Source organism: Nocardioides sp. NPDC092400, from assembly GCF_040684155.1.
Lineage (GTDB): Bacteria > Actinomycetota > Actinomycetes > Propionibacteriales > Nocardioidaceae > Nocardioides.
Window position 1 is genome coordinate 96351 of the sequence record NZ_JBFBFJ010000006.1, and the last position, 24402, is coordinate 120752.

Consider the following 24402-nt stretch of genomic DNA (forward strand, 5'->3'; position numbering starts at 1 on the left):
GCAGGCCGGGGACCGGGGTCAGGACAGCTCGAGGCCCGGGTAGAGCGGGTGCTTGTCCAGCATCTCGGCCGAGGCGCCCTTGACCCGGTCGGCCACCCCGTCGCCCAGGACGTACGACGCCTTCGACGGCCCGCCCGCCTTGGTGGTGCCCGGCTGGGTGTTCCCCAGCACGTCGACGATCAGCTCGGCGACGCGGTCGAACTCGTCGTGGCCGAAGCCGCGGGTCGTCAGCGCGGGCGTGCCGAGGCGGATGCCGGAGGTGTACCAGGCGCCGTTCGGGTCCTGCGGCACCGAGTTGCGGTTGGTCACCACGCCCGCGTCGAGCAGGGCCGACTCCGCCTGCCGGCCGGTGAGGCCGAAGGAGGACACGTCGAGCAGCACGAGGTGGTTGTCGGTGCCGCCGGTGACCAGGTCCGCGCCCCGCGAGAGGAAGCCCTCGGCGAGCGACTTGGCGTTGTCGGCGACCTGCTGGGCGTAGGTGCGGAAGGAGTCCTGGCGCGCCTCGGCCAGCGCGACGGCCTTGGCGGCCATCACGTGCGAGAGCGGGCCGCCGAGGACCATCGGGCAGCCGCGGTCGACGCTCGGGGCGTACTCCTCGGTCGCCAGCACCATGCCGCCACGGGGACCGCGCAGCGACTTGTGCGTGGTCGTGGTGACGACGTGCGCGTGCGGCACCGGGTCCTCGTCCCCGGTGAAGACCTTGCCCGCGACCAGGCCGGCGAAGTGCGCCATGTCGACCATGAGCGTCGCGCCGACCTCGTCGGCGATCTCGCGCATCTTCGCGAAGTCCACGCGGCGCGGGTACGCCGAGTAGCCGGCGACCAGCACGAGCGGCTTGAACTCGCGGGCCTTCGCGGCGACCGCGTCGTAGTCGAGCAGCCCGGTCGTGGGGTCGGTGCCGTACTGCTGCTGGTGGAACATCTTGCCGCTGATGTTCGGACGGAAGCCGTGGGTCAGGTGGCCGCCGGCGTCGAGGGACATGCCGAGCAGCCGCTGGTTGCCCAGGTCCTTGCGCAGCGACTCCCAGTCGGCCTCAGTCAGCTCGCTGACGTTCTTCGCGCCCAGCCGCTCCAGGGCGGGCGACTCGACGCGGTGGGCCAGGATCGACCAGAAGGCGACCAGGTTGGCGTCGATGCCGGAGTGCGGCTGGACGTAGGCGTACTCGGCGCCGAACAGCTCGCGGGCGTGCTCGGCGGCGAGCGACTCCACCGTGTCGACGTTCTGGCAGCCGGCGTAGAAGCGGTGCCCGACGGTGCCCTCGGCGTACTTGTCGCTGAACCAGGTGCCCATGGTCATCAGCACGGCCGGCGAGGCGTAGTTCTCGCTCGCGATCAGCTTCAGGGAGGCCCGCTGGTCGGCGAGCTCCTGACGGGTGGCCTGCGCGATCCGCGGCTCGACCGAGGCGATGACCTCGAGGGCCTGCGAGTACGCGCTGCTGGAGAGGCGGGAGAGGTCGTCGCTCATGCGGCCCACCCTAGTGAGGTCTGCGGCCGGCGACCGCTTCCCCGCGGGTGCACCGGCGGTGTGACGTGGGACGCACCGCGACCGCAGGCCCGCGGCGCCGCGGGCGTAGCGTCTCGCATCATGGACAGCCGTCCCACCACATGAGATGTCGCCTTGTGAGCAGCACGTCCGGCCCTTGAGACTCCTTGACATGGTCTCCGCTGCAACGCACGCCTTCCTCGTGGTCCGCCGCCACGTGGACCTCGGGCGTACCCGCAGCTCGATGTGTCGCCAGCGCTGACGACGCCGACCCACGACCGACCGCCGCGCCGCCCCCGAGGCCGCGCCGCACACCAGCGCGAAGGACACACCTGTGACCGAGACCCCCGCCCGCCCTGCGCCGAAGCCCCGCCCCAAGCGTGGTGAGGGCCAGTGGGCCCTGGGCTACCGGGAGCCGCTCAACAAGAACGAGCAGTCGAAGAAGGACGACAACCCTCTGAACGTGCGGGGTCGGATCCTCTCGATCTACTCCAAGCGCGGGTTCGACTCCATCGATCCCGCCGACCTCCGCGGCCGGTTCCGCTGGATGGGCCTCTACACCCAGCGCGCCCCCGGCTTCGACGGCGGCAAGACCGCCACGGTGCCGGAGGAGGAGCTGGACGACCGCTACTTCATGCTGCGGGTCCGCTCCGACGGCCGGCTGCTCTCCCCCGCGGCGGTCCGCGCGCTCGGCACCATCGGCCAGGACTTCGCCCGGGACACCGCCGACGTCACCGACCGCGCCAACATCCAGTACCACTGGATCCGCATCGAGGACGTCCCGGCGATCTGGGACCGCCTCGACGAGGCCGGCCTCAGCTCGCTCGAGGCCTGCGGCGACTCCCCCCGCCCGTTCCTGGGCTCCCCCGTCGCCGGCGTGGCCACCGACGAGATCATCGACGGGACCTCGGCGCTCGAGGAGATCTTCGAGCGCTACATCGGCAACCCGGACTTCTCGAACCTGCCGCGCAAGTTCAAGACCGCCGTCACCGGCCACCCCTCGCACGACGTGTCGCCGGAGACCAACGACGTCTCCTTCGTCGGCACCGTGCACCCCGAGCACGGGCCCGGGTTCGACCTGTGGGTCGGCGGCGGCCTCTCCACCAACCCCATGCTCGCCCAGAAGCTGGGCGTGTGGATCCCTCTCGCGGACGTCCCGGACGTCTGGGAGGGCGTCGCCTCGATCTTCCGCGACTACGGCTACCGCCGGCTGCGCTCGCGGGCGCGGCTGAAGTTCCTCGTCGCCGACTGGGGCACCGAGAAGTTCCGCGAGGTCCTCGAGACCGAGTACCTCCGGCGCGAGCTGGTCTCCAACCCCTCGCCCGCCTCGCCGGTCGGGCACCGCGACCACATCGGCGTCCACGACCAGAAGGACGGCAAGAAGTACGTCGGCGTCGCGCCGACCGCCGGCCGGGTCTCCGGCACGATGCTGGCGCAGCTGGCCGACCTGATGGACACCCACGCCATCGCGGGCGCCCGCCTGACGCCGTACCAGAAGATCGTGCTCATCGGCGTCGAGCCCGCCGCCGTGGAGGAGGTCGTCGCCCGCCTCGACGAGATCGGCCTCTCGGCGCGCCCCTCGAACTGGCGTCGCAACACGATGGCCTGCACCGGCATCGAGTTCTGCAAGCTGGCGATCGTCGACACCAAGGAGCGTGCGCGCCGCCTGGTGGACTCCCTCGAGCAGCGCTTCCCCGACCTCGACACCCCGATCACGGTCAACGTCAACGGCTGCCCCAACGCCTGCGCCCGCACCCAGGTCGGCGACATCGGCCTCAAGGGCCAGCTGGTCATGCACGACGGCGAGCAGGTCGAGGGCTTCCAGGTCCACCTGGGCGGCGCGACCGGGCTGGAGGCCAACTTCGGCCGCAAGCTGCGCGCCCACAAGGTGACCAGCGCCGGGCTCGACGACTACATCACCGCGGTCGTCACCAACTACCTCGCCGACCGCACCGACGGGGAGACCTTCTCCGCGTGGGTGCACCGGGCCGACGAGGAGCTGCTGCGCGGCGAGCGACAGCTGGCGGCGAGCGCGTCATGAGCGAGCGCGCAGGAACGCCGTACCACTGCCCGTTCTGCGGCGAGGAGGACCTGCGCCCGCACGAGGTGGTCGCGGAGTCCGGCGAGGTCAGCAGCCCGCACGGCACCTGGGAGTGCCGCGGCTGCCTGCGCGCCTTCTCCCTGAAGATGCTCGGCATGGTCCGTCCCGGGTCGTCGGGGGTGGTCTCGTGACCGCCGCGACCACGACCTCGGCGCGCAACTACCGCGGCATCGAGACCGAGGGCCGCACGCCCGAGGAGCTGCGCGAGCTCGTCTCCCACTGGGGCGCCGAGCTCGAGCTGGCACCGGCCGAGGTGATCATCGAGTGGGCCGCCGCGACGTTCGGCGAGCGGTTCTGCGTGACCTCCTCGATGGGCGACGCCGCCCTCGCGCACCTCGCCTCGAAGGTCGTCCCCGGCATCGACGTGGTCTTCCTCGACACCGGCTACCACTTCGTCGAGACGATCGGCACGCGCGACGCCGTCGAGGCGACGATGGACGTCACCCTCCTCACCATCACGCCGCGCCAGACCGTCGCCGAGCAGGACGCCGAGCACGGCAAGGACCTCTACCGGACCGACCCGGACCTGTGCTGCAAGCTGCGCAAGGTCCAGCCGCTCGCCGACGCGCTGTCGGGGTACGACGCGTGGGCCACCGGCCTGCGACGCGCCGAGACCCACAACCGGGTGATCGCCCCGGTGATCGGCTGGGACGCCAAGAAGAGCAAGGTGAAGGTCTCGCCGCTCGCGCGCTGGAGCGACGAGCAGATGGAGCGCTACATCGCCGAGAACGGCGTGCTGGTCAACCCGCTCGTCTACGACGGCTACCCCTCCATCGGCTGCGCGCCGTGCACCCGCAGGGTCGCCCCCGGCGAGGACCCGCGCAGCGGCCGCTGGGCCGGCACGAACAAGACCGAGTGCGGGATCCACACGTGATCGCCCCTCGCACTCTCCCCACCCGGACCCCCGACAGCGTGGTCGGTCGTTCTCCCGTCATCGCCCCGTCCCGAAGGAGGCCGTCGTCATGACCGCTCCTGCCCTGGTGGCGCTGGCTCACGGCAGTCGTGACCCGCGCTCCGCCGCCACGATCACCGACCTCGTCGCCGAGGTCCGCTCCATGCGCCCGGACCTCCGCGTCGAGCAGGCGTTCCTCGAACTGTCCAAGCCGACGTTCGCGAAGGTCGTCGACAAGCTCGTGCGCGCCGGGCACGACGAGATCGTCGTCGTGCCGCTGCTGCTGACCGAGGCCCACCACGCCACCGTCGACGTGCCCCGCGCCATCGCCGAGGCGACCGAGCGGCACCCCGGCCTCCAGGTCCGCGCGACCGACGTCCTCGGCCTCGAGCCGTGCTTCCTCGAGGTCCTCGACGTGCGGATGCGCGAGGCGCTGCGCGCGGCCCGGGTCCGTGAGCTCGACGCGCTCGTGCTGGCCGCGGCCGGCACCTCCGACGCCCTGGCCAACCAGTCCGTCGCCCGTCTGGCGCGGCTGTGGGGCGCCCACCACAAGCTGCCGGTCACGGCCGCCTTCGCCTCGGCCGCTCCCCCGGCCGCCGGCGAGGCAGTCCGCGCGTTCCGCGCCGAGGGCCGTCGCCACATCGCGGTGGCGTCGCTCTTCCTGGCCCCGGGCTTCCTGCCGGACCGGGCAGCCGAGCTCGCCCTCGAGGCGGGCGCCGTCGCCGTCTCCGAGCCGCTCGGCGCGCACCCGGAGGTGGCCCGGACGATCCTCGCCCGGTACGCCGTCGGCGCCGTGGAGCTCGTGCCGGTGTGAGCAGGTGCGGTCGGGTGGTCGAGACCGCCCGACCGCCGGCACGACCGGATCCGCTGGGTTTCCGCAAGTCCCGGCGAAGTCGATGGTGCGCGGTGTCGCCCGGCCCTACGGTGGGGCGTCCGTTGTTCGCCAGCCCGGGTGCGTGTCGTTCACACCCGTTCCTGGCCGGGCCTCGGGCGTGAGCGCGCTGCTGCGGCAGACCTCACGGGCGGCCCGTCCCTCCGGGGGGCAGAGGTCGGGCCGCCCACCCAGCCACCGGAGCGCCGGTCGGTCCCTTCCGCTCCCCGGGATGACGGCCGCGGGGCGGCTCAGCCGACCAGGCAGCCCAGCAGGTGTGCGAGCTGGGCGGCCGGATCGCTGGTGACCCCGCCGTGGACCGGTCCGGGCTGGATCACCGTGCTCTTCGGCGCCTTCAGGAACCCGAAGCGCTGGCCGATCGGGTGGGCACCCGCCGCTCCCCCGCGGTCGTCCCCGGCGCAGACGCCCTCCACGAACCGCAGGGCGTCGCGCACCTGGTCGACGTCGATGCGCGGGTCCAGCGCACGGAGCCGGCCGGCGTCGACCTGCCACGCCACGTCGAGGTAGTCCGCAGCCTGGCAGTAGACCACCACGCCGACGTTGAGGAACTCCTCGCGGTCCACGCGCGGGACGCAGCGGAGCACGACGTACTGGTAGGCGAGGCGCGTCATCGGGCCCCCTCCCCGCTGCCGGGGAGCCAGGCCCGGGTGGCCAGGCGGGCGGTGAGGAACTCGACGTACGCCGCGCGCACGGCGTCCGGCGTCGACGCCCCCGGCACCGGCTCCAGCCAGGCGTCCGGCACCAGCGCCAGCACCTCGGGCAGGTCCTCGGGGCCGAGCAGGCCGCGGACCTCCGCGTCGGCGGCCGGCAGGTCGCCGGCGTGGGCGGAGAGCACGTGGTCGTCCATCCGCCACGGCTGCGCAGCGAAGCGCTCCGCGGCGCCGTCCTTCTCCAGCGCGCCGCCCGGCCACCCGTGGTGGAAGTAGAGCGACGCCCCGTGGTCGATCACCCACAGGTCGCCGTGCCAGACCAGCAGGTTCGGGTTGCGCCAGCTGCGGTCCACGTTGGCGCAGAACGCGTCGAGCCACAGCACCTTCGCGGCCACGTCCGCGGCGCTCGCCCCGCCCGCGGCCGGCTGGTCGTGGCCGGCGTCGTAGCCGAAGGAGCCGGGCAGGAAGTCCACACCGAGGTTGAGCCCGACGCTGGCGACCAGCAGGTCCTGCACCTCCTCGTCGGCCTCGTAGCGCGCGATCTCGGCGTCCAGGTCAAGCACCACCAGGCGCGGGGTGCGCAGCCCGATGCGGCGAGCCAGCTCCGCCACGACCACCTCGGCCACGAGCACCCGGACGCCCTGGCCGGCGCCGCGGAACTTGATGACGTAGGTGCCGAGGTCCTCGGCCTCGACGATCCCGGGGAGGCTGCCGCCCTCGCGCAGCGGCGTGACGTACCGGGTCACCGCGACGACCGGCAGGCCGGCCGCCATCAGTGGGCGAGGCCGCGGTCGCGGGTGACCAGCGGCGGCAGCGAGGACCACGGGAAGTCGATCCAGCGATCGGTACGGCGCCAGACGTACTCGGGGTTGACCACCGTCCACGGCTTCTCGTAGATGACGATCGAGCGCGCCTCGGCGACGTGGTCGGCGCAGAACTCCTGGACGACCCGCAGCGTCTTGCCGGTGTCGGCGACGTCGTCGGCGATGAGCACCTTGAGCCCCGAGAGGTCGACCGCCTCGGGGGTCGGTGGCAGCATCACCGGCATCTCGAGGCGCTCGTCGACGCCGGTGTAGAACTCGACGTTGATCGCGGAGAGGTTCTTGATGTCGAGGGCGTACCCCAGCCCCATCCCCAGGCCCAGTCCCCCGCGTGCGATGGAGAGGACGAGGTCCGGCTCGTACCCGTCGTCGACCACCTGCTGGGCCAGCTCGCGCACCGCGGTGCCGAACAGCTCGTAGGTCAGGACCTCGCGCTCGCGCTCGTCTGCCACGACGAGCATTCTGCACGGTCCGCCCGTCGACCGGTCAGTCCAGGTCCGCGTCGTCGGGCTCGTCGCGCCCGGCCCGGGCCAGCTCCTCGCGCACGACGCTGAAGGCCATCCCGCCGCCGTACCCCTTGCGGGCGAGCATCCCGACCAGCCGTCGGGTCGCGGTGGCGTCGTCGACGCGGGACAGCGACCGGAGCTTCTTGCGCACCAGGGCGCGGGCGGCCTGCTCCTCGTCCGCGGGGTCGATCTCGTCGAGCGCCTCGCGGGCGATCTCGTCGTCCACGCCCTTGCGGCGCAGCTCCTGGGCGAGCGCCCGGCGGGCCAGGCCCTTGCCCGGCTGGCGGCTGGCGATCCAGGCGCGCGCGAACGCCTCGTCGTCGACGAGACCGACCTCCTCGAACCGGTCGAGCAGGCGGTTCGCGAGCTCGACCGGCACGTCCTTGGCCTCGAGCTTGTCGGCCAGCTGCTTGCGCGAGCGGGCCTGGCCGGTCAGCTGGTCGAGCAGGATCTTGCGGGCCACCGCCTCCGGGTCGGCCGGCGGCCCGGCCGCCACCTCGTCCTCGGGCGGCGGCGCCGTCCGCGAGCGTCCGCGACCACCGCGCTGCCCGGTCCTGCCGGACCTCGCCCCGGACCTCGCTCGGCCGCGGGTCGAGCGCTGCGCGGCCTGCTCGGCCGGTCGGGAGCCCTGCTCGGCCTCCTCGGCCGTCCGCTCCGTCGGGGTGGATGCGCGCTGGGTCCAGGCATCCACCCCGTCGGAGACGTCACCGAGCCACGACGGGGGTGGCCGCTCGTCACGGAAGTCGGGCACGAGCCCTCCTCAGCGATCCGCTCAGAAGTCCTCGACGCCCACCGGCTGCGCCGGGAGCTCGGCCTCGGCATCGACGGTCGGGCCGACGCCGAGCTTCTCGAGGATCTTCTTCTCCAGCTCGTTGGCGAGGTCGGGGTTGTCGCGCAGGAAGTTCCGCGCGTTCTCCTTGCCCTGGCCGAGCTGGTCGCCCTCGTAGGTGTACCAAGCGCCGGCCTTGCGGACCAGGCCCGCCTCGACGCCGACGTCGATGAGGCCGCCCTCGCGGCTGATGCCCTTGCCGTACATGATGTCGAACTCGGCCTGCTTGAACGGCGGGGCGACCTTGTTCTTCACGACCTTGACCCGGGTCCGGTTGCCGACCATGTCGGTGCCGTCCTTGAGGGTCTCGATGCGCCGCACGTCGAGGCGGACCGAGGAGTAGAACTTCAGCGCGCGACCACCGGTCGTGGTCTCGGGCGAGCCGAACATCACGCCGATCTTCTCGCGCAGCTGGTTGATGAAGATCGCGGTGGTCTTGGAGTTGTTCAGCGCACCGGTCATCTTTCGCAGCGCCTGGCTCATCAGTCGGGCCTGCAGACCCACGTGGCTGTCGCCCATCTCGCCCTCGATCTCGGCACGCGGCACGAGCGCGGCGACCGAGTCGATGACGATCAGGTCCAGCGCGCCGGAGCGGATCAGCATGTCGGCGATCTCCAGGGCCTGCTCACCGGAGTCGGGCTGGGAGACGAGGAGGGCGTCGGTGTCGACGCCGAGGTTCTTGGCGTACTCCGGGTCGAGCGCGTGCTCGGCGTCGATGAACGCCACGATGCCGCCGGCGCGCTGGGCGTTGGCCACCGCGTGCAGGGCGACCGTCGTCTTTCCGGAGGACTCAGGACCGTAGATCTCCACCACGCGGCCGCGCGGCAGACCGCCGAGGCCGAGGGCGACGTCCAGGGCGATCGCCCCGGTCGGGATCACCTCGAGCGGGGCACGCGTCTCGTCACCGAGCCGCATGACCGAGCCCTTGCCGAACTGCCGCTCGATGTTGGCGAGCGCTGTGTCCAGCGCCTTGTCGCGGTCTCCACCAGCCATGGGGGTCTTCCTCGTCTCTCGTCGGGTTGCAGGCACGTCGACGACGCTAGAGCGAGCCACCGACAACGCCTGGTCAGCGTGCCGACTGCTGTGGACGACCTCGTCCAGCGTCATGCCTGTGGAGAGAATCTAGCCCGAACACCTGTTCGATCCACGCCCGCCACGCCGGTCCCGCGGGATCCGTCCGATCGTGCCGGCCACCACCCCCACCGCGACGAGGGCGGCGAGCACCAGCCACCCGGCGGTGTAGTCACGGTCCAGCAGCGTCGGGTTGTCCTCCCGCGCGCCGAACCGGCCGAGCACCGGCACGGCGAGCAGCGTGACCGAGCCGAGGACCACCAGGCCGACCGCCGCCGGCGCCCGGGCCGGTCGGGGCAGCCACCGGCTCGCGACCAGCCCGAGGACCAGCACGAGCGGGACGAGCAGCGCGTCGTGCAGGACCGCCCCGCCGAGCAGCCAGGTGCCGACGTCGACCAGGTCGGACTCGCGGGAGACGAGCAGCCACGCGCCGTACGTCGCCAGCAGCACGCCCACCGCGGCCAGCACGACCCGGACGCCGGCGGTCACGCCGACACCTCCAGCCGGTCGAGCCACTTGGTCTGCAGGACGCCGGGGCGGTTCGGCGCGATCAGCCGTGCCGGGAACCCGTGGTCGAGGGCCAGGGGCTCCCCGTCCAGCGCCAGCGCGACCAGTGTCCGGTCGTCGTCGGCGAAGCCGGCCTGCAGCACGGTCGTCCGGTAGGGGCCGGACTCCTGCAGCGACCGGACGAAGACGTCGCTGCCCTGCGGTACCCCGACGGCGTCGAGCAGGTCGCGCACCCGCACGCCGGTCCACGTGCCCGAGGCGCTCCACCCCTCGACGCAGGCGATCGGGAGCTCCTCTGTGCGCTGCTCGAGGCCGAGCAGTTCCTCGCGGGTCAACCGGACCGTCCGGTCGCCGTGGGCGACGGTCAGCGCCCAGCCCGGCGCGGTCGCGGTCGCGGTGACCCCGGCCGCGACGGCGGACTTGTTGACCGGCAGGTCCTGCGGCCCCTCCCCCGAGCGCACCCCCAGCACGGAGACGCGACGCAGCAGCGGCACCGCCGAGCCCGCCGTGGCTAGCGCGGCGACACCGACGGCGAGCCAGGTCGTGCGCAGCAGCCCGCGGCGGCTCAGCACCGCACCACCCGGCTCCTCCTCGAGCCGGCGTCCCAGCTCCGTGCGGATGAGCGGCAGCTTGACGGCGATGTGGAGCACGAGCGCGCCGACGGCCACCCAGGCGACGGCGTAGTGGCTGGTCCGGAAGGAGAACGACCACGGGTACCACTGCGCGGAGTTGGCCAGCCCGGTGACGAGCATGAAGACCGCGGAGGCCACCAGCACGAGGATCGAGAGCCGCTCGAGCGCGGTCACCGCCAGCCGGCGCAGGCCCCGCGGCGGACGCTGGAAGAAGCGCGGGTAGACCGTCCAGAGCTTGACGAGCAGCAGCGGGACCGCGACGGTCCCGGTGACCACGTGCAGCCCCTGGGTGACGCGGTAGCCCCACGACGGGCTCGTCGGGAACGGCACCGGCTGGGCGGGCTGCTGCGCGTAGTGGCTGAGCAGGCCGGTCAGGAAGCAGACGCCGAAGCAGACGCCGAGCGCGGAGCCGACCCGCGCCGCGACGGCCGGGCCGTGCAGCGGCGAGGTGAAGTCCTCCGGGGCCGGGGCCTTCACGAGCCGGTTCGTGCCGGTCCCGAGGGCGTCAGCACCGCGACCCACCGGCCGCCGTGCTCGGCGGTCTCGTGCACCTCCAGCCCGGCGGCCGCGGCGACCCTGTCGACGTCGTCCATGCCGAGCACGGCCCACCGGAAAGGCCGGCTGAGCGTACCGTCGCACTGCAGGCGCGCCCACGCCGCCGAGGACGGCACCCCCGGCGCGGCCAGCTCGACGACCACGCGGCCACCGGGCCCGAGCAGGTCGGCCGCGCGGGCGAGCAGCGCCTCGGGGTCGCCGCCGATGCCGACGTTGCCGTCAGCGAGCAGCGCGCTGCGCCAGCGGCCCTCCCCCGGCAGCGGGTCCGCCAGGACGTCGCGCCGCAGCGCGGCCACGCCCCGGTCGCGGGTCTGCCCCACGGCCTCGTGGACGACGTCGATGCCGAGGACGACGTGCCCCAGCCCGGCGAGCGCCGCCGCCATCCGGCCGGGGCCGCAGCCGATGTCGAGGGTCGGACCCTCGCAGTGGCCCAGGATCGCCAGGTCGTCGGCGTCGGCCTCGGCCGTCCAGGACTCCACCGGCAGCAGCTCGGGAGCCTCTCCGAGGCCCACCACGGCGCAGGGTTCGCCGCGCAGCGCGTGGGAGAAGACGGTCGAGAAGGAGTCGTCGCTCAAGGTCACCGGGCCACCTCCTGCCAGGTGTGGGCGAAGTGCGAGGACGGCGCCCCGGCCGCCACCGCCTCGGCGTCCGCGACGGTGTCCACGTCGCGCAGCACCGGCGCGAGCCCCACCGTCACGCCGGCGGCGACCAGCGCGGCCCGCGTGTCGTCGTACGTCGTCGGCGTGGACATCTCGACACCGACGAGCGCGCGGGCGTGCGCGGGGTCGCGGAGACCCAACACCCACCAGCCGCCGTCCTCCGCCGGCCCGAGCACGCCGTGGTGGGCGCCCAGCCCCTCGGCGACCTCCAGCAGCAGGTCGGCGGTGACCTGCGGGGTGTCCATGCCGACCTGCACGACCGGCCCGGGTCCCTCGGCGTGGGCGTGGGCGAGCCTGGCGGCGAAGTCCTCGCCGACCTGCGGCGTCACCCACCAGTCGGCCAGCCGGCGCTGGATCCGCTCACCGTGCACCGCCTCGTCGAGGTCGCCGGAGAGCGACAGGTGGCACTGCCGCGGACCGACGGCGTCAGCGCAGGCGGCGAGAGTGTCGAGCAGGGAGGCGGCGGCCACCTCGGCCGCTGCGTCCGCGCCGATGTCCTTGCCGAGCCGGGTCTTGACCAGGCCGGGGACGGGGGCCTTGGCGACGACGAGCACACGCGTCACTTCTCGAGCACCTTCCAGAAGTCTCGTGCGGCACGCAGCGTGCCGCGCACGGAGCCGGACACCTTCGACCGGGTGCCCTCGGCTCGGGGGTGGTAGGAGACGTCGCGCTCGGACACGCGCCACCCTGCGAGCGCCACCTTCTGCAGCAGCTCGACGGGGTAGCCGAAACGGCGGTCCTGGACGTCCAACGCGAGTAGTTCGGAGCGACCGGAGACCCGGATGGGTGCGATGTCGTGGACGTCGGTGCCGATCCGGCGCCGCAGCCAGGCGAGGATCACCGCGTTCCCGGCCCGGGCGTGCCAGGGCCAGACCCCGCGGCCCACCGGCCGGCGTCGTCCCACCGCCATGTCGTAGCGGCCCGAACGGACGTCCTCGAGCAGCGGGAGCAGCTCGGCGGGGTCGAACGACCCGTCGCCGTCCATGAACGCCACGTAGTCGTGGGTCGCCGCGAGCAGGCCGGAGTGCACAGCCGACCCGTACCCCGGCACCGGCTCGTGCACGACCGTCGCCCCCAGGCGCCGGGCCACGTCGGCGGTCCCGTCCGAGGAGCCGTTGTCCACGACGACGACGGCGAACTCCTCGGGGACGCGGGGCAGGAGGTCGGCGAGCGCAGGCGCCTCGTCACGGCAGGGAAGGACCAGGTCGCACACGGGCATGGGGGACAACCTAGGCGGACTGCTCAACGTGCGGGCCCGTCCGTAGGGTCTGGCCATGACCGCGACACGCCGTGCCGCCCTCGGACTCGTCCTCGCCGTCGCGCTCGTCGCGGTCGCCTTCGCAGTACCTCGCTGGGCCGACTGGGAGGTGTGGCCGCGCGCCCCGCGCTCGATGTCGGACCTGGCGATCCCGCCGCTGCACGGGCTGTGGGAGCCGAAGTGGTTCGGCCCGGGCACGGTGCCGGCGCTCGTGCTCGCCCTGCTGGGGTGCCGGTACGCCGTCGGCCTCGCGGGCCGGCTGCCCTGGCGGCGCCTGCTGACGGCGTCGTACGTCGCGGCGCTGGCGTGGATGCTCGCCCTCGCGCTCGTCGACGGCGAGTCGGGGCTGACCCGGGTGCTGGGCAGCGACGTGGAGTACCTCCCCACCGCCCGCGACGTCGACGACGTCGGCGAGCTGCTGCGCACCTACGTCGACCGGATCCCGTACGACGCGGCGCCGGACAACTGGCCCACGCACGTCGCCGGGCACCCGCCGCTGGCGCTGCTGTTCTTCGTCGGCCTGGTGCGGATCGGGCTCGGCGGGGACCTGGCCGCGGCACTGGTCGTCGTGGTGCTCGCCGCCGCGACCGCCCCGCTGGTGCTGGCGACGGTCCGCGTGCTCGGCGCCGAGGGGGCCGCCCGACGGGCGGCGCCGTTCCTGGTGCTCACCCCGGCCGCGGTCGTCATGGCGGTCTCGGCAGACGCGCTCTTCGGGGCGGTGGCGGCCGCGGGACTGCTGTGCCTGGCGCTCGGCGCCACCCGCCCCGCCGACCGGCGCCGGGCGGCCGTCGCCTGGTCGGTGCTCGCCGGTCTCCTGCTCGGCTGCTGCGTGATGCTGTCCTACGGCCTGGGGCTGCTCGCGTTCCTCGCGGTCGCCGTCCTCGTGCTCGCCCGCTCCTGGCTGCCGCTGCCGGTGGCGGCCGCGTCGGCGCTGGTGGTGGTGCTCGGCTTCGCGGCGGGCGGATTCGCGTGGTGGGAGGCCTACCCGGTCCTCAACGACCGGTACTGGGAGGGCATCGCGGCGGACCGCCCGGCGGCCTACTGGATGTGGGGCAACCTCGCCGCCCTCCTCGTCTGCACCGGTCCCCTGCTCGGCGCCGGGCTCGCGTCGGTGCGCCGCACGTCGTTCCGGCGGCCCGACCTGGTCGTGGTCCTGCTCGCCGGCGCCGCGCTGCTCGCCGTCGCCGCGGCCGACCTGTCCCGGATGAGCAAGGCCGAGGTCGAGCGGATCTGGTTGCCGTTCGTCCCCTGGATGGTGCTCACCACCGCGCTCCTGCCGGAGCGGTGGCGGCGCTGGGGCCTGGGGCTGCAGGTGGCGTTCGCGCTGCTCGTTCAGCACCTGCTCTACACGAGCTGGTGAGGCCTGCTTCCCGGGGGAATCCGGTGCTTCTCAGGGGATGCATCGCCTGAGGAGTGCCAGAATCCCCGGGGCCCCGGGGATTCCGACACCCGCCTCACGCCCGCAGCGGCGCCGTCGCGAACTCCGCCAACCCGTCCTCGGGGCGGACCTGGGCGGAGAAGCCGAGCCCGGAGCGCGCCCGCTCGGGCGAGGCGACGACGTGGCGGACGTCGCCGAGCCGGTAGCCGCCGGTCACCTCGGGCTCGATGGCGTCGCCCGTCCGGGCCGCCGTGCCGCGCGCGACGAGCCGGGCGACGTCGAGGATCGGCACCGGCTCCCCCGAGCAGACGTTGTACGCCGCCCAGTGGCCGCCGCCCGCACCGGCGACCGCGTCGACCGCCGCCACGTTGGCGCGGGCGACGTCGTCGACGTGGACGAAGTCACGCATCTGGCCGCCGTCCTCGAAGACCTTCGGAGCCACGCCGCGCTCGAGCGACGAGCGGAACATCGCCGCGACCCCGGAGTACGGCGTGTCCCGCGGCATGCCGGGCCCGTAGACGTTGTGGTAGCGCAGCGCCACCGCGGCGGCGTCGGCCTGCCGCACCCACGCGGCGGAGTAGTGCTCCTGGGCGAGCTTGCTGGCGGCGTACGTGCTGCGTGGTTCGAGCCGGGCGTCCTCGTCGACGGTCTCCCAGGTCAGCGGGCGGCCGCAGGTGGCGCAGTGGTTCTCGAAGTCGCCGCCGTCGAGCGCCTCGCGGCTGCGGGGCGGCGGGGTCTGCACGCCGTGCTCGGGGCAGGCGTAGCGGCCCTCGCCGTAGACGACCATCGAGGAGGCCAGCACCAGCCGGTCGACGCCCGCCTCGTGCATGGAGGCGAGCAGCGCGGCCGTCCCGAGGTCGTTGTGGCCGGCGTAGAGCGGCAGGTCGGAGACGGTGACGCCGGCCCCGACCAGGGCGGCCTGGTGGCACACGACGTCGACGCCGCGCAGCAGGTCGGTCCACTCGGCGGCGTCGCGGACGTCGAGCCGGTGGGTGCCCTCGGGCGGCTCCGCCTCGCCGTGGGCGTTGTCGAGCATCACGTCGACCCGGACGATCTCGTCGCCGCGCTCCTCGAGCCGACGACCGATGGCGGTGCCGATGAACCCGGCCGAGCCGGTGAGCAGGACGCGCATCACGGCACCTCGTAGGTCAGGTCGATGCCGTCGGCCCAGGTGCTGCACTCGCACCCGTCCGGGTCGGGCAGGGAGCCCACGACGCCGGTCAGCAGCCCCTTGAGCCGCTCGAGGTTGGCCTTGAACAGCGCGAAGACCTCCTCCTGCCCGACACCGGAACCGGACTCGACGCCGGCGTCCATGTCGGTCACCAGCGCGATCGCGGTGTAGCACTGCCGCATCTCGCGCGCGAGCGCCGCCTCGGGGGCGCCGGTCATGTTGATCAGGTCCCAGCCCTGCGCCGCGTAGTGCTGCGACTCGGCGCGGGTGGAGAACCGCGGGCCCTCGACGACCACCATGGTGCCGCCGTCGCGGATGCCGTCGCCGGCCGCGACGACGGTCTCGCGGAGCCGTGAGCAGTAGGGGTCGGCGAAGGGCAGGTGCACGGCCCCGCTGTCCACGAAGCTGCCCACCCGGCGGTGCGTGCGGTCGACGAGCTGGTCGGGCACGACGACGTCACCGGGAGCGACGGTCTCCCGCAGGCCGCCGACCGCGCACGGCGCGAGCACCTGCCGGACGCCCAGCGAGCGCAGCGCCCAGGCGTTGGCGCGGTAGTTGATGCCGTGCGGCGGGTGCGCGTGGTCCCCGCCGTGGCGCGGCAGGAACGCCACCCGTCGGCCCGCGACGGTGCCCACCGCCAGCGGCGCGGAGGGCGCGCCGTACGGCGTGTCGACGGTGAGCTCCTCGGGGTCGTCGAGGAAGGAGTAGAAGCCGGTGCCGCCGATGACGGCCACCTCTGCGCGCGCGTTCATGGCGCCACTGTGCCCGGTCGGGCGCTGCTCGACGCGGGTGGCGTCACTTCTCGCTGGGCGGCAGGCCGAGCGCGGACCACACCGCGGCCCAGACCTGCTTGGGCGCCACGCCGGCGTCGAGCGCCTCGCGCGCGGTCCGGCCACCCAGCTCGGCCATCACGAACTGGTCGGCCCACACCTCGTAGTAGCCCGCACCCAGCGCGCGCTCCAGCCGCGCCCAGAACTCGGTGTGTCGCATGGGCCCATCATCGCCGCCGGGCCAACTCGGGCGACGCGCCGGGTCAGCCCGCCCGCACGTCCCAGAGGTGGTGGACCAGGTCGTGGAGGTGGTAGCGGCCGAACGTGTCGACGGTGAACTCGCTGCCGTTGTCGCGCAGGCCGCGCCGCTCCCAGGCACCGGCCGGCACCGCGTCGTATGCCGCGGCGACGGTCTCGGCGGCGGCCAGCAGCTCCTCGCGGACGACCGCGGGGTCCTGCAGGTCGTACCGCTCCTCGAGGGCGGTCGCGTCCTGGTCCCAGTTCGGGAAGGTCGGGTCGTCCTGGGTCAGCATCAGGTCCAGCCGCTCGGCGAAGAGCCGGTCGACGTCGCGCACGTGGCAGGCGTACTCGGCCGGCGACCAGGTGCCCGGGTCGGGCCGCTCGGTCGCCGCCGGGTCGGCCAGCACGACCGCCCACGCCGCGGCGTTGTCGCGCACCAGCGCGCCGAGCCGTCCGCGGTCCACCGACGCGGCGTCGTACCCGCACTCGGGGCAGGGACGGTCGAGCACCCAGGTCCAGTCCTTGGTGTCGGGCTCGAGGGGTGCGGCGGCGCCGGGCGCGGTCAGGGGCGTGTCCATGCGCGCCATCCTCGCGGGCCGGGGCCGGGGGCGCCGCCGACTTCCTGCCGATCTCCGCCAGGATGGCGCCATGCTGGTCCGTCCCGCCACCGCCGCCGACCTGCCCGCCGTCGCCGCGGTCTACGACCACCAGGTGGTGACCGGCGTGGCGACCTTCGACCTCGAGCCGCAGGGCACGGCGTACTGGGAGCACCGGCTGGCCGCCCTGGGGTCCGGCGACCACCTCCTGGTCGCCGAGGAGGACGGCGGGGTGCTCGGGTACGCCGCGTCCGCGCCGTACCGCCCGCGGCCGGCCTACGACCGCACCCGCGAGGTGTCGGTCCACCTCGCCGACGCGGCCAGGGGCCGGGGCGTCGGCAGCGCGCTGTACGACGACCTGCTCGGGCGGCTCCGCGCGGACGGCGTGCACACCGCCCTCGCCGTCATCGCCCTGCCCAACCCGGCCAGCGTCGCGCTGCACCGGCGCTGCGGCTTCACCTCCGCGGGCGTCCTGCGCGAGGTCGGCTTCAAGCACGACCGCTGGATCGACACCGAGTGGTGGCAGCTGCGGCTCTGACGCGGACCCGACGCCGCGGCTCAGCCGCCCGGGAGCACGACGGTGATGCCGGGCGTCGCGGCACCGGGGGTCCCCAGCGCGGCGAGGGCTGCGGGCGCCTCGTCGAGCGTGATCCTGCGGGTGACGAGGGCTGCGGGGTCCAGGGTGCCGGCGGTGACCAGGTCGAGCATGGCGGGGTACTCGCGTGCGGACATGCCGTGCGACCCGAGGACCGCCAGCTCCTGGGCGACGACGACATCCATGGGCAGGGCGGTGGCGGCCTCCGTCCCGAGCAGGAGCCCGACCTGGACGTGGCGCCCCCGTCGGCGCAGGGAGCGGACCGACGCCGTGGCGGTGACCGGCGACCCGACGGCGTCGAGCGAGACGTGCGCGCCGCCGTCGGTGAGGTCGCGGACCGCATCGGCGACCGACGCGACGGCTGCGGGGTCGACCACCTCGGCGCCCAGCCGGCGTGCGGCGTCGCGGGCGGCCGGGTCCAGGTCCGTGGCGACCACGTGGGCGCCGAGCGCGACGCCGATCACCACCGCCGAGAGTCCCACGCCGCCGCATCCGTGGACGGCCAGCTGCTGACCGGCGCGGAGCTCGCCGTGGGCGTGCAGGGCGCGGAACGACGTAGCGAACCGGCACCCCAGCGCCGCCGCCGCGTCGAGGCCGATCCCGTCGGGCACGCGCACGAGGTTGGTGTCCGCGGCCGGGACGGCGACCCGCTCGGCCCAGGACCCGGCGTAGGTGAAGCCCGGCTGCACCTGGTCGGGGCACACCTGGTGCTCCCCCGCCGCGCACCACGAGCACCGTCCGCACGCGACGACGAACGGCACGGTCACCCGGTCGCCAGCCGACCACCGGGTGGTGCCCGCGCCGACCTCCACGACGGTCCCGGCCAGCTCGTGGCCGGGGACCATGGGGAGCGGCACGGGGTCGTGGCCCTGCCAGGCGTGCCAGTCCGAGCGGCACACCCCCGTCGCCGCGACCTGGACGACCACGCCGTCGGCCGGGCAGGCCGGCTCGGCCACGTCCTCGACGGCCGGCGTCGCGGCGTGCTCGCGGTAGACCACGGCTCTCATGGCGCGGAGCCTAGTGAGGGAGCGACCGGCGGCCGCGCCGGGCGCGGGTCAGGCGCCGGTCGGGGTGTGGCTGGCCTGCTCGGAGGTGCGCGGCCCGGTCTGCTCGGACTCCTCCTGCGTGCCCTCGGGGTCCTGGGTCCGCTCGTCGGACTCCTCGAGGATCGCCTCGGCCTGCGCCTCCGGGTCGGCGCTGCCGGCGGCCTCCTCCTCGGGCAGGAGCTCGGCACGGCGGTCGATGCGCGCCTGGTCGGCGGCGTCGTGGTCGTGGTGGCTCTGCTGCTCGCTCATGCTCCCGAACGTACCCGGGCAACGGTCCCCGCAAGCGCCGCCGGACCACTGTCGGTGCCCTGAGCGAGGATGGACGCATGCCCGAGGCACCCGATCCGCTGGCACGGTTCAGCGACGCGACCCGCACCTGGTTCGGTGCGGCGTTCGCCGCGCCCACGCCGGCGCAGGCGGGGGCCTGGGAGGCGATCGGCGCGGGCCGCCACGCGCTGGTCGTGGCACCGACCGGGTCCGGCAAGACGCTCTCGGCGTTCCTCTGGTCGCTCGACCGGCTGCTCAGCGGGCCGCGCCCGGACGACAAGCAGAAGCGGTGCCGCGTCCTCTACGTCTCCCCGCTCAAGGCGCTCGCCGTCGACGTCGAGCGCAACCTGCGCACGCCGCTGATCGGCATCCGCCAGACCGCCGACCGGCTCGGGACGCAGGTCCCCGAGGTCACCGTGGGCGTCCGCTCGGGCGACACCCCGGCCGCCGACCGGCGCAAGCTGGTCACGAACCCGCCCGACATCATGATCACGACGCCGGAGTCGCTGTTCCTGATGCTCACCTCCCAGGCCCGGGAGTCGCTGCGCGGGGTGGAGACCGTCATCGTCGACGAGGTCCACGCGGTCGCGGGCACCAAGCGCGGCGCGCACCTCGCGCTCACCCTCGAGCGGCTCGACGCGCTCCTCGACCGGCCGGCGCAGCGCGTCGGGCTGTCCGCGACCGTCCGACCGCTCGAGGAGGTCGCCCGGTTCCTCGGCGGCTCCGCGCCCGTCGAGATCGTCTCGCCGCCGTCGGCCAAGGAGTGGGACCTCCGGGTCGTGGTCCCGGTCGAGGACATGACCGCTCCCGAGCAGTACGACGAGGACTCCGAGGACCCCGGCCGCGCGCAGTCGATCTGGCCGCACGTGGAGGAGCGGGTGGTCGACCTGATCGAGCAGCACCGCTCGACGATCGTCTTCGCCAACTCCCGCCGCCTCGCCGAGCGGTTGACCGCCCGGCTCAACGAGATCGCCACCGAGCGCGCCGCTCCGCCGCCGGAGGCGCTCGAGCGGCAGACCGGGGGCGGACCGACCGGCCCGCCCGCCCAGGTGATGGCCCAGTCCGGCTCCTCCCGGCCGGTCTCGGCCGACGACCCGTACGCCACGGTCGTGGCCAAGGCCCACCACGGCTCGGTCTCCAAGGACCAGCGGGCGCTGATCGAGGACGACCTCAAGCGCGGACGGATCCCCGCCGTGGTCGCGACGAGCAGCCTCGAGCTCGGCATCGACATGGGCGCGGTCGACCTCGTCGTGCAGATCGAGTCGCCGCCCAGCGTGGCCAGCGCCCTGCAGCGGGTCGGCCGCGCCGGGCACCAGGTCGGCGAGGTCTCCCGCGGCGTGCTGTTCCCCAAGCACCGGGGCGACCTGGCCCAGACCGCGGTGGCCGTCGAGCGGATGCGCACCGGCGCGATCGAGTCGCTGCGCGTGCCGGCGAACCCCCTCGACGTCCTGGCCCAGCAGGTCGTCGCGGCGACCGCGATGGAGCCGTGGCAGGTCGACGAGCTCTTCGAGCTGGTCCGGCGCACCGCCCCGTTCGCGCAGCTGCCGCGCTCGGCGTACGAGGCGGTGCTGGACCTGCTGTCGGGCCGCTACCCCTCCGACGAGTTCGCCGAGCTGCGCCCGCGCATCGTGTGGGACCGCGTCACCGGCACGCTCACCGGCCGTCCCGGCGCCCAGCGGCTGGCCGTGACCAGTGGCGGGACGATCCCGGACCGCGGTCTCTTCGGGGTCTTCCTCGTCGGCGGCGAGGGCCCCGGCAAGCGGGTCGGCGAGCTCGACGAGGAGATGGTCTACGAGTCGCGCGTCGGCGACATCTTCGCGCTCGGCGCGACGAGCTGGCGGATCGAGGACATCACCCACGACCGGGTGCTGGTGACCCCGGCGCCGGGCATCCCGGGGCGCCTGCCGTTCTGGAAGGGCGACGCCCCCGGCCGTCCCGCCGAGCTCGGCGCCGCGATCGGAGCCTTCACCCGCGAGCTCGGCTCGCTCCCGCCGGCGAAGGCGGAGCAGGTGGCCCGCGACCGCGGCCTCGACGAGTACGCCGCCGGCAACCTGGTGACCTACCTCCACGAGCAGCTCGAGGCGACCAACACGCTGCCGAGCGACCGGACCATGGTGGTCGAGCGCTTCCGCGACGAGCTCGGCGACTGGCGGCTGGTCCTGCACTCCCCCTTCGGCATCCCGGTGCACGCCCCGTGGGCGCTGGCGATCAACGCGCGGCTGCGCGAGCGGTACGGCGTGGACGGCCAGGCGGTCGCCTCCGACGACGGCATCGTCATCCGGATCCCCGACACCGACGCCGACCCTCCGGGTGGCGACGTCGTGGTCTTCGAGGCCGAGGAGACCGAGGACCTGGTCACCACGGAGGTGGGCGGCTCCGCGCTGTTCGCCTCGCGCTTCCGCGAGTGCGCCGCGCGGGCGCTGCTGCTCCCCCGCCGGGACCCGGGCCGCCGTTCCCCGCTGTGGCAGCAGCGGCAGCGGTCCGCCGCCCTGCTCGAGGTCGCCTCGAAGTACCCCTCCTTCCCGATCGTCCTCGAGGCCGTGCGCGAGTGCCTCCAGGACGTCTACGACCTGCCGTCCCTGGTGGCGCTCATGCGCAGCGTCGACCGGCGCGAGGTGCAGGTGGTCGACGTCTCGACGCACGCGCCGTCGCCGTTCGCGCGAAGCCTGCTCTTCGGGTACGTCGCGCAGTTCATGTACGAGGGCGACTCCCCGATCGCCGAGCGGCGGGCGGCCGCCCTCTCCCTGGACCAGGGGCTGCTCGCGGAGCTGCTCGGTCGCGCGGAGCTGCGCGAGCTGCTCGACCCCGACGTGCTGGCCGAGGTGGAGGCCGAGCTCCAGCGCGTCCACCCCGACCGCCGCGCCCGCGACGCCGAGGGGGTGGCCGACCTGCTGCGCGGGCTCGGCCCGCTCAGCACGGCCGAGGTCGCCGAGCGCTGCGTCGACGGCGCCGACGTCACCGCCTGGCTCGGTGCGCTCGCGGACTCCCGGCGGACCACCCAGGTGCGCATGGCCGGTGAGGAGCGCTGGTCCTCGATCGAGGACGTCGGTCGGCTGCGCGACGGCCTCGGCGTGGCGGTGCCGCCCGGGACCCCCTCGGCGTTCACCGAGCCGGTCGAGGACCCCCTCGCCGACCTCGTCTCCCGCTACGCCCGCACGCACGGCCCGTTCACGACCGAGCAGTGCGCCGACCGGCTCGGCCTCGGGCAGGCCGTCGTCCGGCACACCCTGCAGCGGCTGGCCGGCCAGGGCCGCGTCCTCGACGGTGAGTTCCGTCCCTCCGGGTCCGGGTCGGAGTGGTGCGACGCCGAGGTGCTGCGCCGGCTGCGCCGCCGCTCGCTCGCGCGGCTGCGCAAGGAGGTCGAGCCGGTCGAGCCGGCCGCCCTCGGCCGCTTCCTCACCGCGTGGCAGCACGTGGACACCGGGTCCGGCCGGGGCCCGCGCGGCGTCGACGGCGTCCTGACCGTCATCGAGCAGCTGGCCGGCTGCCCGGTGCCGGCCTCGGCGCTGGAGCCGCTGGTGCTCTCTGCCCGGGTCCGCGACTACGAGTCCTCCTACCTCGACGAGCTCACCGCGTCCGGGGAGGTGCTGTGGGCCGGCCACGGCGCACTCCCGGGCTCCGACGGATGGATCTCGCTGCACCTGGCCGACTCCGCCCACCTGACCCTGCCCGAGCACGAGCCGTTCGAGCACTCCGAGCTGCACCAGGCGCTCCTCGACGCGCTCGCCCCCGGCGGCGCGTACTTCTTCCGCCAGCTCGCCGACACCGTCACCGCGTCGGTCGGCAGCACCCCGGACCCGGCGGTGTCGGCGGCGCTGTGGGACCTGGTCTGGGCCGGCCGGATCAGCAACGACACGCTGACCCCGGTGCGCGCGCTGGTGCGCGGCGGGTCGGCCAGCCACCGGACCAAGCGCTCGGCGCCCCGCGTGCGGATGTCCCAGACCACCCGCGGCCGGATGCCGGCCCGGACCGGCCCCCCGGAGACCGCCGGTCGCTGGGCGGTCCTCCCCGAGATCGACGACGACCCCACCCGGCGTGCGCACGCCACCGCCGAGCGGCTCCTGGACCGGCACGGCGTGGTCATCCGCGGAGCGGTCGTGAGCGAGCGGATCCCGGGCGGCTTCGCGGCGGCGTACAAGGTGCTGTCGGTCTTCGAGGACTCCGGCCGCTGCCGGCGCGGCTACTTCGTCGACGGCCTGGGCGCCGCACAGTTCGGCACCTCGGGGGCGATCGACCGCCTCCGGACCTTCTCCGAGCTCCCGCCCGACGCCAAGCCGGTGGCGGTCGCACTGGCCGCGACGGACCCGGCGAACCCGTACGGCGCCGCGCTGCCCTGGCCCGAGCGCGTGGTCGACAGCGACGCCGCCGACGGGAGGACCGCCGCCGGCCACCGGCCGGGCCGCAAGGCCGGCGCGATGGTGGTGCTCGTCGACGGCGTGCTGACGATGTACGTCGAGCGGGGCGGCCGCACGCTGCTGACCTGGACCGACGAGGAGGACCGGCTCACGCCGGCCGCGCAGGCGCTCGCCGAGGCCGCGCGGCGGGGCTCGCTCGGCCGGCTGACCGTCGAGCGCGCCGACGGCGAGCAGCTGCTCGGCTCGGGCTCCACGCCGCTGCGCGAGGCGCTGACCGCGGCCGGGTTCGTCTCGACGCCCAAGGGGCTACGGCTACGGGGCGCCGGTGCCTGAGGGCGACACCGTCTACCGCGCCGCCCGGCTGCTGGACCGCAGCCTGTCGGGCCACCGGCTGCTCCGGACCGACTTCCGGGTGCCGCAGCACGCGACGGTCGACCTCGCCGGGTCGACGGTCGTGCGCACCGTCTCGCGGGGCAAGCACCTGCTCACCCGGATCGACGGCGACCAGGGCAGCTGGACGCTGCACACCCACCTGAAGATGGAGGGTGCCTGGCGGGTCCACAAGCCGGGCGAGGGGTGGAAGCGGCCGGCCCACCAGGCCCGCGTCGTGCTGACGACCGACGACCGGGTGGCGGTGGGCTTCTCGCTCGGCATCGTCGAGCTCGTGCCCACCGCCGAGGAGGACTCCGTGGTCGGGCACGTGGGGCCCGACCTGCTCGGCCCGGACTGGGACGAGGAGGAGGCGCTGCGGCGGCTGCGGGCCGAGCCGGAGCGCCCGCTCGGCGAGGCGCTGCTCGACCAGCGCAACCTGGCCGGCATCGGCAACATGTACATGGCCGAGCTGTGCTTCGTCTCGGGCGTGCACCCGCGTGACCCGGTCGGCTCGGTGGCCAACCTCCCGCGACTGGTGCGCCGCGGGAAGCAGATGCTCGAGCTCAACAAGGAGCGAGCGGTCCAGTCCACCACCGGCGACCTGCGCGAGCGGGAGCGGATGTGGGTCTACCGGCGCGACAGGTCACCGTGCCGGCGGTGCCGCACGCCCATCGCGGTGGCGATGACCGGGCCCGCCGGGCGCGAGCGCGCGGCGTACTGGTGCCCGAGCTGCCAGCCGGAGCGGTCGCAGGACTGA

Annotated in this window: 25 protein-coding genes; 8 read left to right on the forward strand and 17 right to left on the reverse strand. The window is 74.4% G+C overall.

Translation table 11 applies throughout. The features are described from left to right. Positions 1-18 precede the first annotated feature (18 nt). Entirely contained in the window at positions 19-1464 is a 1446-nt protein-coding gene (locus AB0N29_RS17180; protein WP_364868561.1) for a glycine hydroxymethyltransferase, read from the reverse strand. 352 nt (positions 1465-1816) lie between these two features. Here AB0N29_RS17180 and AB0N29_RS17185 point away from each other — a divergent pair, with 352 nt between their 5' ends. The 4 genes from AB0N29_RS17185 to AB0N29_RS17200 all read left to right on the forward strand — a co-directional run bounded on the left by AB0N29_RS17185 (position 1817) and on the right by AB0N29_RS17200 (position 5289). Continuing rightward, a complete protein-coding gene (locus AB0N29_RS17185) occupies positions 1817-3523 on the forward strand; it encodes a nitrite/sulfite reductase (protein WP_302266901.1) in 1707 nt (568 codons plus the stop codon). Continuing rightward, complete coding sequence (locus tag AB0N29_RS17190) at positions 3520-3714, forward strand: hypothetical protein (RefSeq protein ID WP_364868564.1); 195 nt, start codon at positions 3520-3522, stop codon at positions 3712-3714. The genes AB0N29_RS17185 and AB0N29_RS17190 overlap by 4 nt, the downstream gene beginning before the upstream one ends. Beyond that, positions 3711-4457: a phosphoadenylyl-sulfate reductase gene (locus AB0N29_RS17195; protein WP_302266903.1), complete on the forward strand. Its 747-nt coding sequence runs from the start codon at positions 3711-3713 to the stop codon at positions 4455-4457. The genes AB0N29_RS17190 and AB0N29_RS17195 overlap by 4 nt, the downstream gene beginning before the upstream one ends. Positions 4458-4545: 88 nt before the next feature. Then, entirely contained in the window at positions 4546-5289 is a 744-nt protein-coding gene (locus AB0N29_RS17200; RefSeq protein WP_302266904.1) for a sirohydrochlorin chelatase, read from the forward strand. Between the two features lie 308 nt (positions 5290-5597). On the opposite strand, the gene AB0N29_RS17205 is transcribed toward AB0N29_RS17200, so the two are convergent. The 10 genes from AB0N29_RS17205 to AB0N29_RS17250 all read right to left on the reverse strand — a co-directional run bounded on the left by AB0N29_RS17205 (position 5598) and on the right by AB0N29_RS17250 (position 12816). After that, positions 5598-5978 carry a DUF3037 domain-containing protein gene (locus AB0N29_RS17205; protein ID WP_364868567.1) on the reverse strand — a complete coding sequence of 127 codons (381 nt, stop codon included), beginning with the start codon at positions 5976-5978 and terminating at the stop codon, positions 5598-5600. Continuing rightward, on the reverse strand, positions 5975-6790 hold the full coding sequence (locus tag AB0N29_RS17210) for a HipA family kinase (RefSeq protein ID WP_302266906.1): 816 nt from the start codon (positions 6788-6790) through the stop codon (positions 5975-5977). The genes AB0N29_RS17205 and AB0N29_RS17210 overlap by 4 nt, the downstream gene beginning before the upstream one ends. Beyond that, entirely contained in the window at positions 6790-7290 is a 501-nt protein-coding gene (locus tag AB0N29_RS17215; protein WP_302266907.1) for a phosphoribosyltransferase family protein, read from the reverse strand. The genes AB0N29_RS17210 and AB0N29_RS17215 overlap by 1 nt, the downstream gene beginning before the upstream one ends. 34 nt (positions 7291-7324) lie before the next feature. Next, entirely contained in the window at positions 7325-8095 is a 771-nt protein-coding gene (locus tag AB0N29_RS17220; RefSeq protein ID WP_364868570.1) for a regulatory protein RecX, read from the reverse strand. A gap of 21 nt (positions 8096-8116) precedes the next feature. Next, the gene (recA, locus tag AB0N29_RS17225; protein WP_302266910.1) at positions 8117-9166 is read right to left on the reverse strand and encodes a recombinase RecA; all 1050 of its coding nucleotides are present in this window, start codon (positions 9164-9166) and stop codon (positions 8117-8119) included. Positions 9167-9295: 129 nt separating this feature from the next. Then, entirely contained in the window at positions 9296-9733 is a 438-nt protein-coding gene (locus AB0N29_RS17230) for a hypothetical protein (protein ID WP_364868573.1), read from the reverse strand. Beyond that, positions 9730-10860: a molybdopterin-dependent oxidoreductase gene (locus AB0N29_RS17235; RefSeq protein ID WP_364868575.1), complete on the reverse strand. Its 1131-nt coding sequence runs from the start codon at positions 10858-10860 to the stop codon at positions 9730-9732. The genes AB0N29_RS17230 and AB0N29_RS17235 overlap by 4 nt, the downstream gene beginning before the upstream one ends. Beyond that, positions 10857-11519, reverse strand: coding sequence for a methyltransferase domain-containing protein (locus tag AB0N29_RS17240; protein ID WP_302266913.1), 663 nt, complete (start codon positions 11517-11519; stop codon positions 10857-10859). The genes AB0N29_RS17235 and AB0N29_RS17240 overlap by 4 nt, the downstream gene beginning before the upstream one ends. Beyond that, positions 11516-12160: a DUF2064 domain-containing protein gene (locus AB0N29_RS17245; protein WP_364868578.1), complete on the reverse strand. Its 645-nt coding sequence runs from the start codon at positions 12158-12160 to the stop codon at positions 11516-11518. The genes AB0N29_RS17240 and AB0N29_RS17245 overlap by 4 nt, the downstream gene beginning before the upstream one ends. Continuing rightward, the gene (locus AB0N29_RS17250) at positions 12157-12816 is read right to left on the reverse strand and encodes a glycosyltransferase family 2 protein (RefSeq protein WP_364868580.1); all 660 of its coding nucleotides are present in this window, start codon (positions 12814-12816) and stop codon (positions 12157-12159) included. Before AB0N29_RS17250 ends, AB0N29_RS17245 begins: the two co-directional genes overlap by 4 nt. A gap of 55 nt (positions 12817-12871) precedes the next feature. Here AB0N29_RS17250 and AB0N29_RS17255 point away from each other — a divergent pair, with 55 nt between their 5' ends. After that, positions 12872-14215 (forward strand): hypothetical protein, encoded by a 1344-nt coding sequence (locus AB0N29_RS17255; RefSeq protein ID WP_364868582.1) that lies wholly within the window; start codon positions 12872-12874, stop codon positions 14213-14215. A gap of 94 nt (positions 14216-14309) precedes the next feature. On the opposite strand, the gene AB0N29_RS17260 is transcribed toward AB0N29_RS17255, so the two are convergent. From AB0N29_RS17260 to AB0N29_RS17275, 4 genes are read right to left on the reverse strand one after another with little or no spacing between them, the layout of a single operon-like run. Next, entirely contained in the window at positions 14310-15365 is a 1056-nt protein-coding gene (locus AB0N29_RS17260; RefSeq protein WP_364868584.1) for an NAD-dependent epimerase/dehydratase family protein, read from the reverse strand. Next, positions 15365-16156: an S-methyl-5'-thioadenosine phosphorylase gene (locus AB0N29_RS17265; protein WP_302266919.1), complete on the reverse strand. Its 792-nt coding sequence runs from the start codon at positions 16154-16156 to the stop codon at positions 15365-15367. Before AB0N29_RS17265 ends, AB0N29_RS17260 begins: the two co-directional genes overlap by 1 nt. Before the next feature lie 43 nt (positions 16157-16199). Next, positions 16200-16394 (reverse strand): DUF3046 domain-containing protein, encoded by a 195-nt coding sequence (locus tag AB0N29_RS17270; RefSeq protein ID WP_302266921.1) that lies wholly within the window; start codon positions 16392-16394, stop codon positions 16200-16202. Between the two features lie 43 nt (positions 16395-16437). After that, positions 16438-16992, reverse strand: coding sequence for a DinB family protein (locus AB0N29_RS17275; RefSeq protein ID WP_302266923.1), 555 nt, complete (start codon positions 16990-16992; stop codon positions 16438-16440). A 70-nt stretch (positions 16993-17062) separates the two neighbouring features. Here AB0N29_RS17275 and AB0N29_RS17280 point away from each other — a divergent pair, with 70 nt between their 5' ends. Next, complete coding sequence (locus AB0N29_RS17280; RefSeq protein ID WP_302266925.1) at positions 17063-17548, forward strand: GNAT family N-acetyltransferase; 486 nt, start codon at positions 17063-17065, stop codon at positions 17546-17548. A 20-nt stretch (positions 17549-17568) separates the two neighbouring features. Here AB0N29_RS17280 and AB0N29_RS17285 read toward each other — a convergent pair whose 3' ends face one another. Both AB0N29_RS17285 and AB0N29_RS17290 read right to left on the reverse strand, forming a co-directional pair. Further along, positions 17569-18612, reverse strand: a complete 1044-nt coding sequence (locus tag AB0N29_RS17285) for a zinc-dependent alcohol dehydrogenase family protein (protein ID WP_302266927.1) — start codon at positions 18610-18612, stop codon at positions 17569-17571. A 48-nt stretch (positions 18613-18660) separates the two neighbouring features. Continuing rightward, the gene (locus AB0N29_RS17290; protein ID WP_302266929.1) at positions 18661-18900 is read right to left on the reverse strand and encodes a hypothetical protein; all 240 of its coding nucleotides are present in this window, start codon (positions 18898-18900) and stop codon (positions 18661-18663) included. Between the two features lie 77 nt (positions 18901-18977). Between AB0N29_RS17290 and AB0N29_RS17295 the strand changes: the two genes are divergently transcribed. Both AB0N29_RS17295 and AB0N29_RS17300 read left to right on the forward strand, forming a co-directional pair. Continuing rightward, on the forward strand, positions 18978-23606 hold the full coding sequence (locus AB0N29_RS17295) for an ATP-dependent helicase (RefSeq protein ID WP_364868588.1): 4629 nt from the start codon (positions 18978-18980) through the stop codon (positions 23604-23606). After that, positions 23599-24402 carry a DNA-formamidopyrimidine glycosylase family protein gene (locus AB0N29_RS17300; protein ID WP_364868590.1) on the forward strand — a complete coding sequence of 268 codons (804 nt, stop codon included), beginning with the start codon at positions 23599-23601 and terminating at the stop codon, positions 24400-24402. Before AB0N29_RS17295 ends, AB0N29_RS17300 begins: the two co-directional genes overlap by 8 nt.

What these genes read in the sequence shown, in the direction of transcription:
- recA (WP_302266910.1), bottom strand. Translation starts at nt 9,166, where the DNA reads ATGGCTGGTGGAGACCGCGACAAGGCGCTGGACACAGCGCTCGCCAAC.
- AB0N29_RS17260 (WP_364868584.1), bottom strand. Translation starts at nt 15,365, where the DNA reads ATGCGCGTCCTGCTCACCGGCTCGGCCGGGTTCATCGGCACCGCCATC.
- AB0N29_RS17280 (WP_302266925.1), top strand. Translation starts at nt 17,063, where the DNA reads ATGCTGGTCCGTCCCGCCACCGCCGCCGACCTGCCCGCCGTCGCCGCG.
- AB0N29_RS17180 (WP_364868561.1), bottom strand. Translation starts at nt 1,464, where the DNA reads ATGAGCGACGACCTCTCCCGCCTCTCCAGCAGCGCGTACTCGCAGGCC.
- AB0N29_RS17190 (WP_364868564.1), top strand. Translation starts at nt 3,520, where the DNA reads ATGAGCGAGCGCGCAGGAACGCCGTACCACTGCCCGTTCTGCGGCGAG.
- AB0N29_RS17255 (WP_364868582.1), top strand. Translation starts at nt 12,872, where the DNA reads ATGACCGCGACACGCCGTGCCGCCCTCGGACTCGTCCTCGCCGTCGCG.
- AB0N29_RS17285 (WP_302266927.1), bottom strand. Translation starts at nt 18,612, where the DNA reads ATGAGAGCCGTGGTCTACCGCGAGCACGCCGCGACGCCGGCCGTCGAG.
- AB0N29_RS17290 (WP_302266929.1), bottom strand. Translation starts at nt 18,900, where the DNA reads ATGAGCGAGCAGCAGAGCCACCACGACCACGACGCCGCCGACCAGGCG.
- AB0N29_RS17295 (WP_364868588.1), top strand. Translation starts at nt 18,978, where the DNA reads ATGCCCGAGGCACCCGATCCGCTGGCACGGTTCAGCGACGCGACCCGC.
- AB0N29_RS17210 (WP_302266906.1), bottom strand. Translation starts at nt 6,790, where the DNA reads ATGGCGGCCGGCCTGCCGGTCGTCGCGGTGACCCGGTACGTCACGCCG.
- AB0N29_RS17270 (WP_302266921.1), bottom strand. Translation starts at nt 16,394, where the DNA reads ATGCGACACACCGAGTTCTGGGCGCGGCTGGAGCGCGCGCTGGGTGCG.
- AB0N29_RS17265 (WP_302266919.1), bottom strand. Translation starts at nt 16,156, where the DNA reads ATGAACGCGCGCGCAGAGGTGGCCGTCATCGGCGGCACCGGCTTCTAC.
- AB0N29_RS17205 (WP_364868567.1), bottom strand. Translation starts at nt 5,978, where the DNA reads ATGACGCGCCTCGCCTACCAGTACGTCGTGCTCCGCTGCGTCCCGCGC.
- AB0N29_RS17200 (WP_302266904.1), top strand. Translation starts at nt 4,546, where the DNA reads ATGACCGCTCCTGCCCTGGTGGCGCTGGCTCACGGCAGTCGTGACCCG.
- AB0N29_RS17250 (WP_364868580.1), bottom strand. Translation starts at nt 12,816, where the DNA reads ATGCCCGTGTGCGACCTGGTCCTTCCCTGCCGTGACGAGGCGCCTGCG.
- AB0N29_RS17275 (WP_302266923.1), bottom strand. Translation starts at nt 16,992, where the DNA reads ATGGACACGCCCCTGACCGCGCCCGGCGCCGCCGCACCCCTCGAGCCC.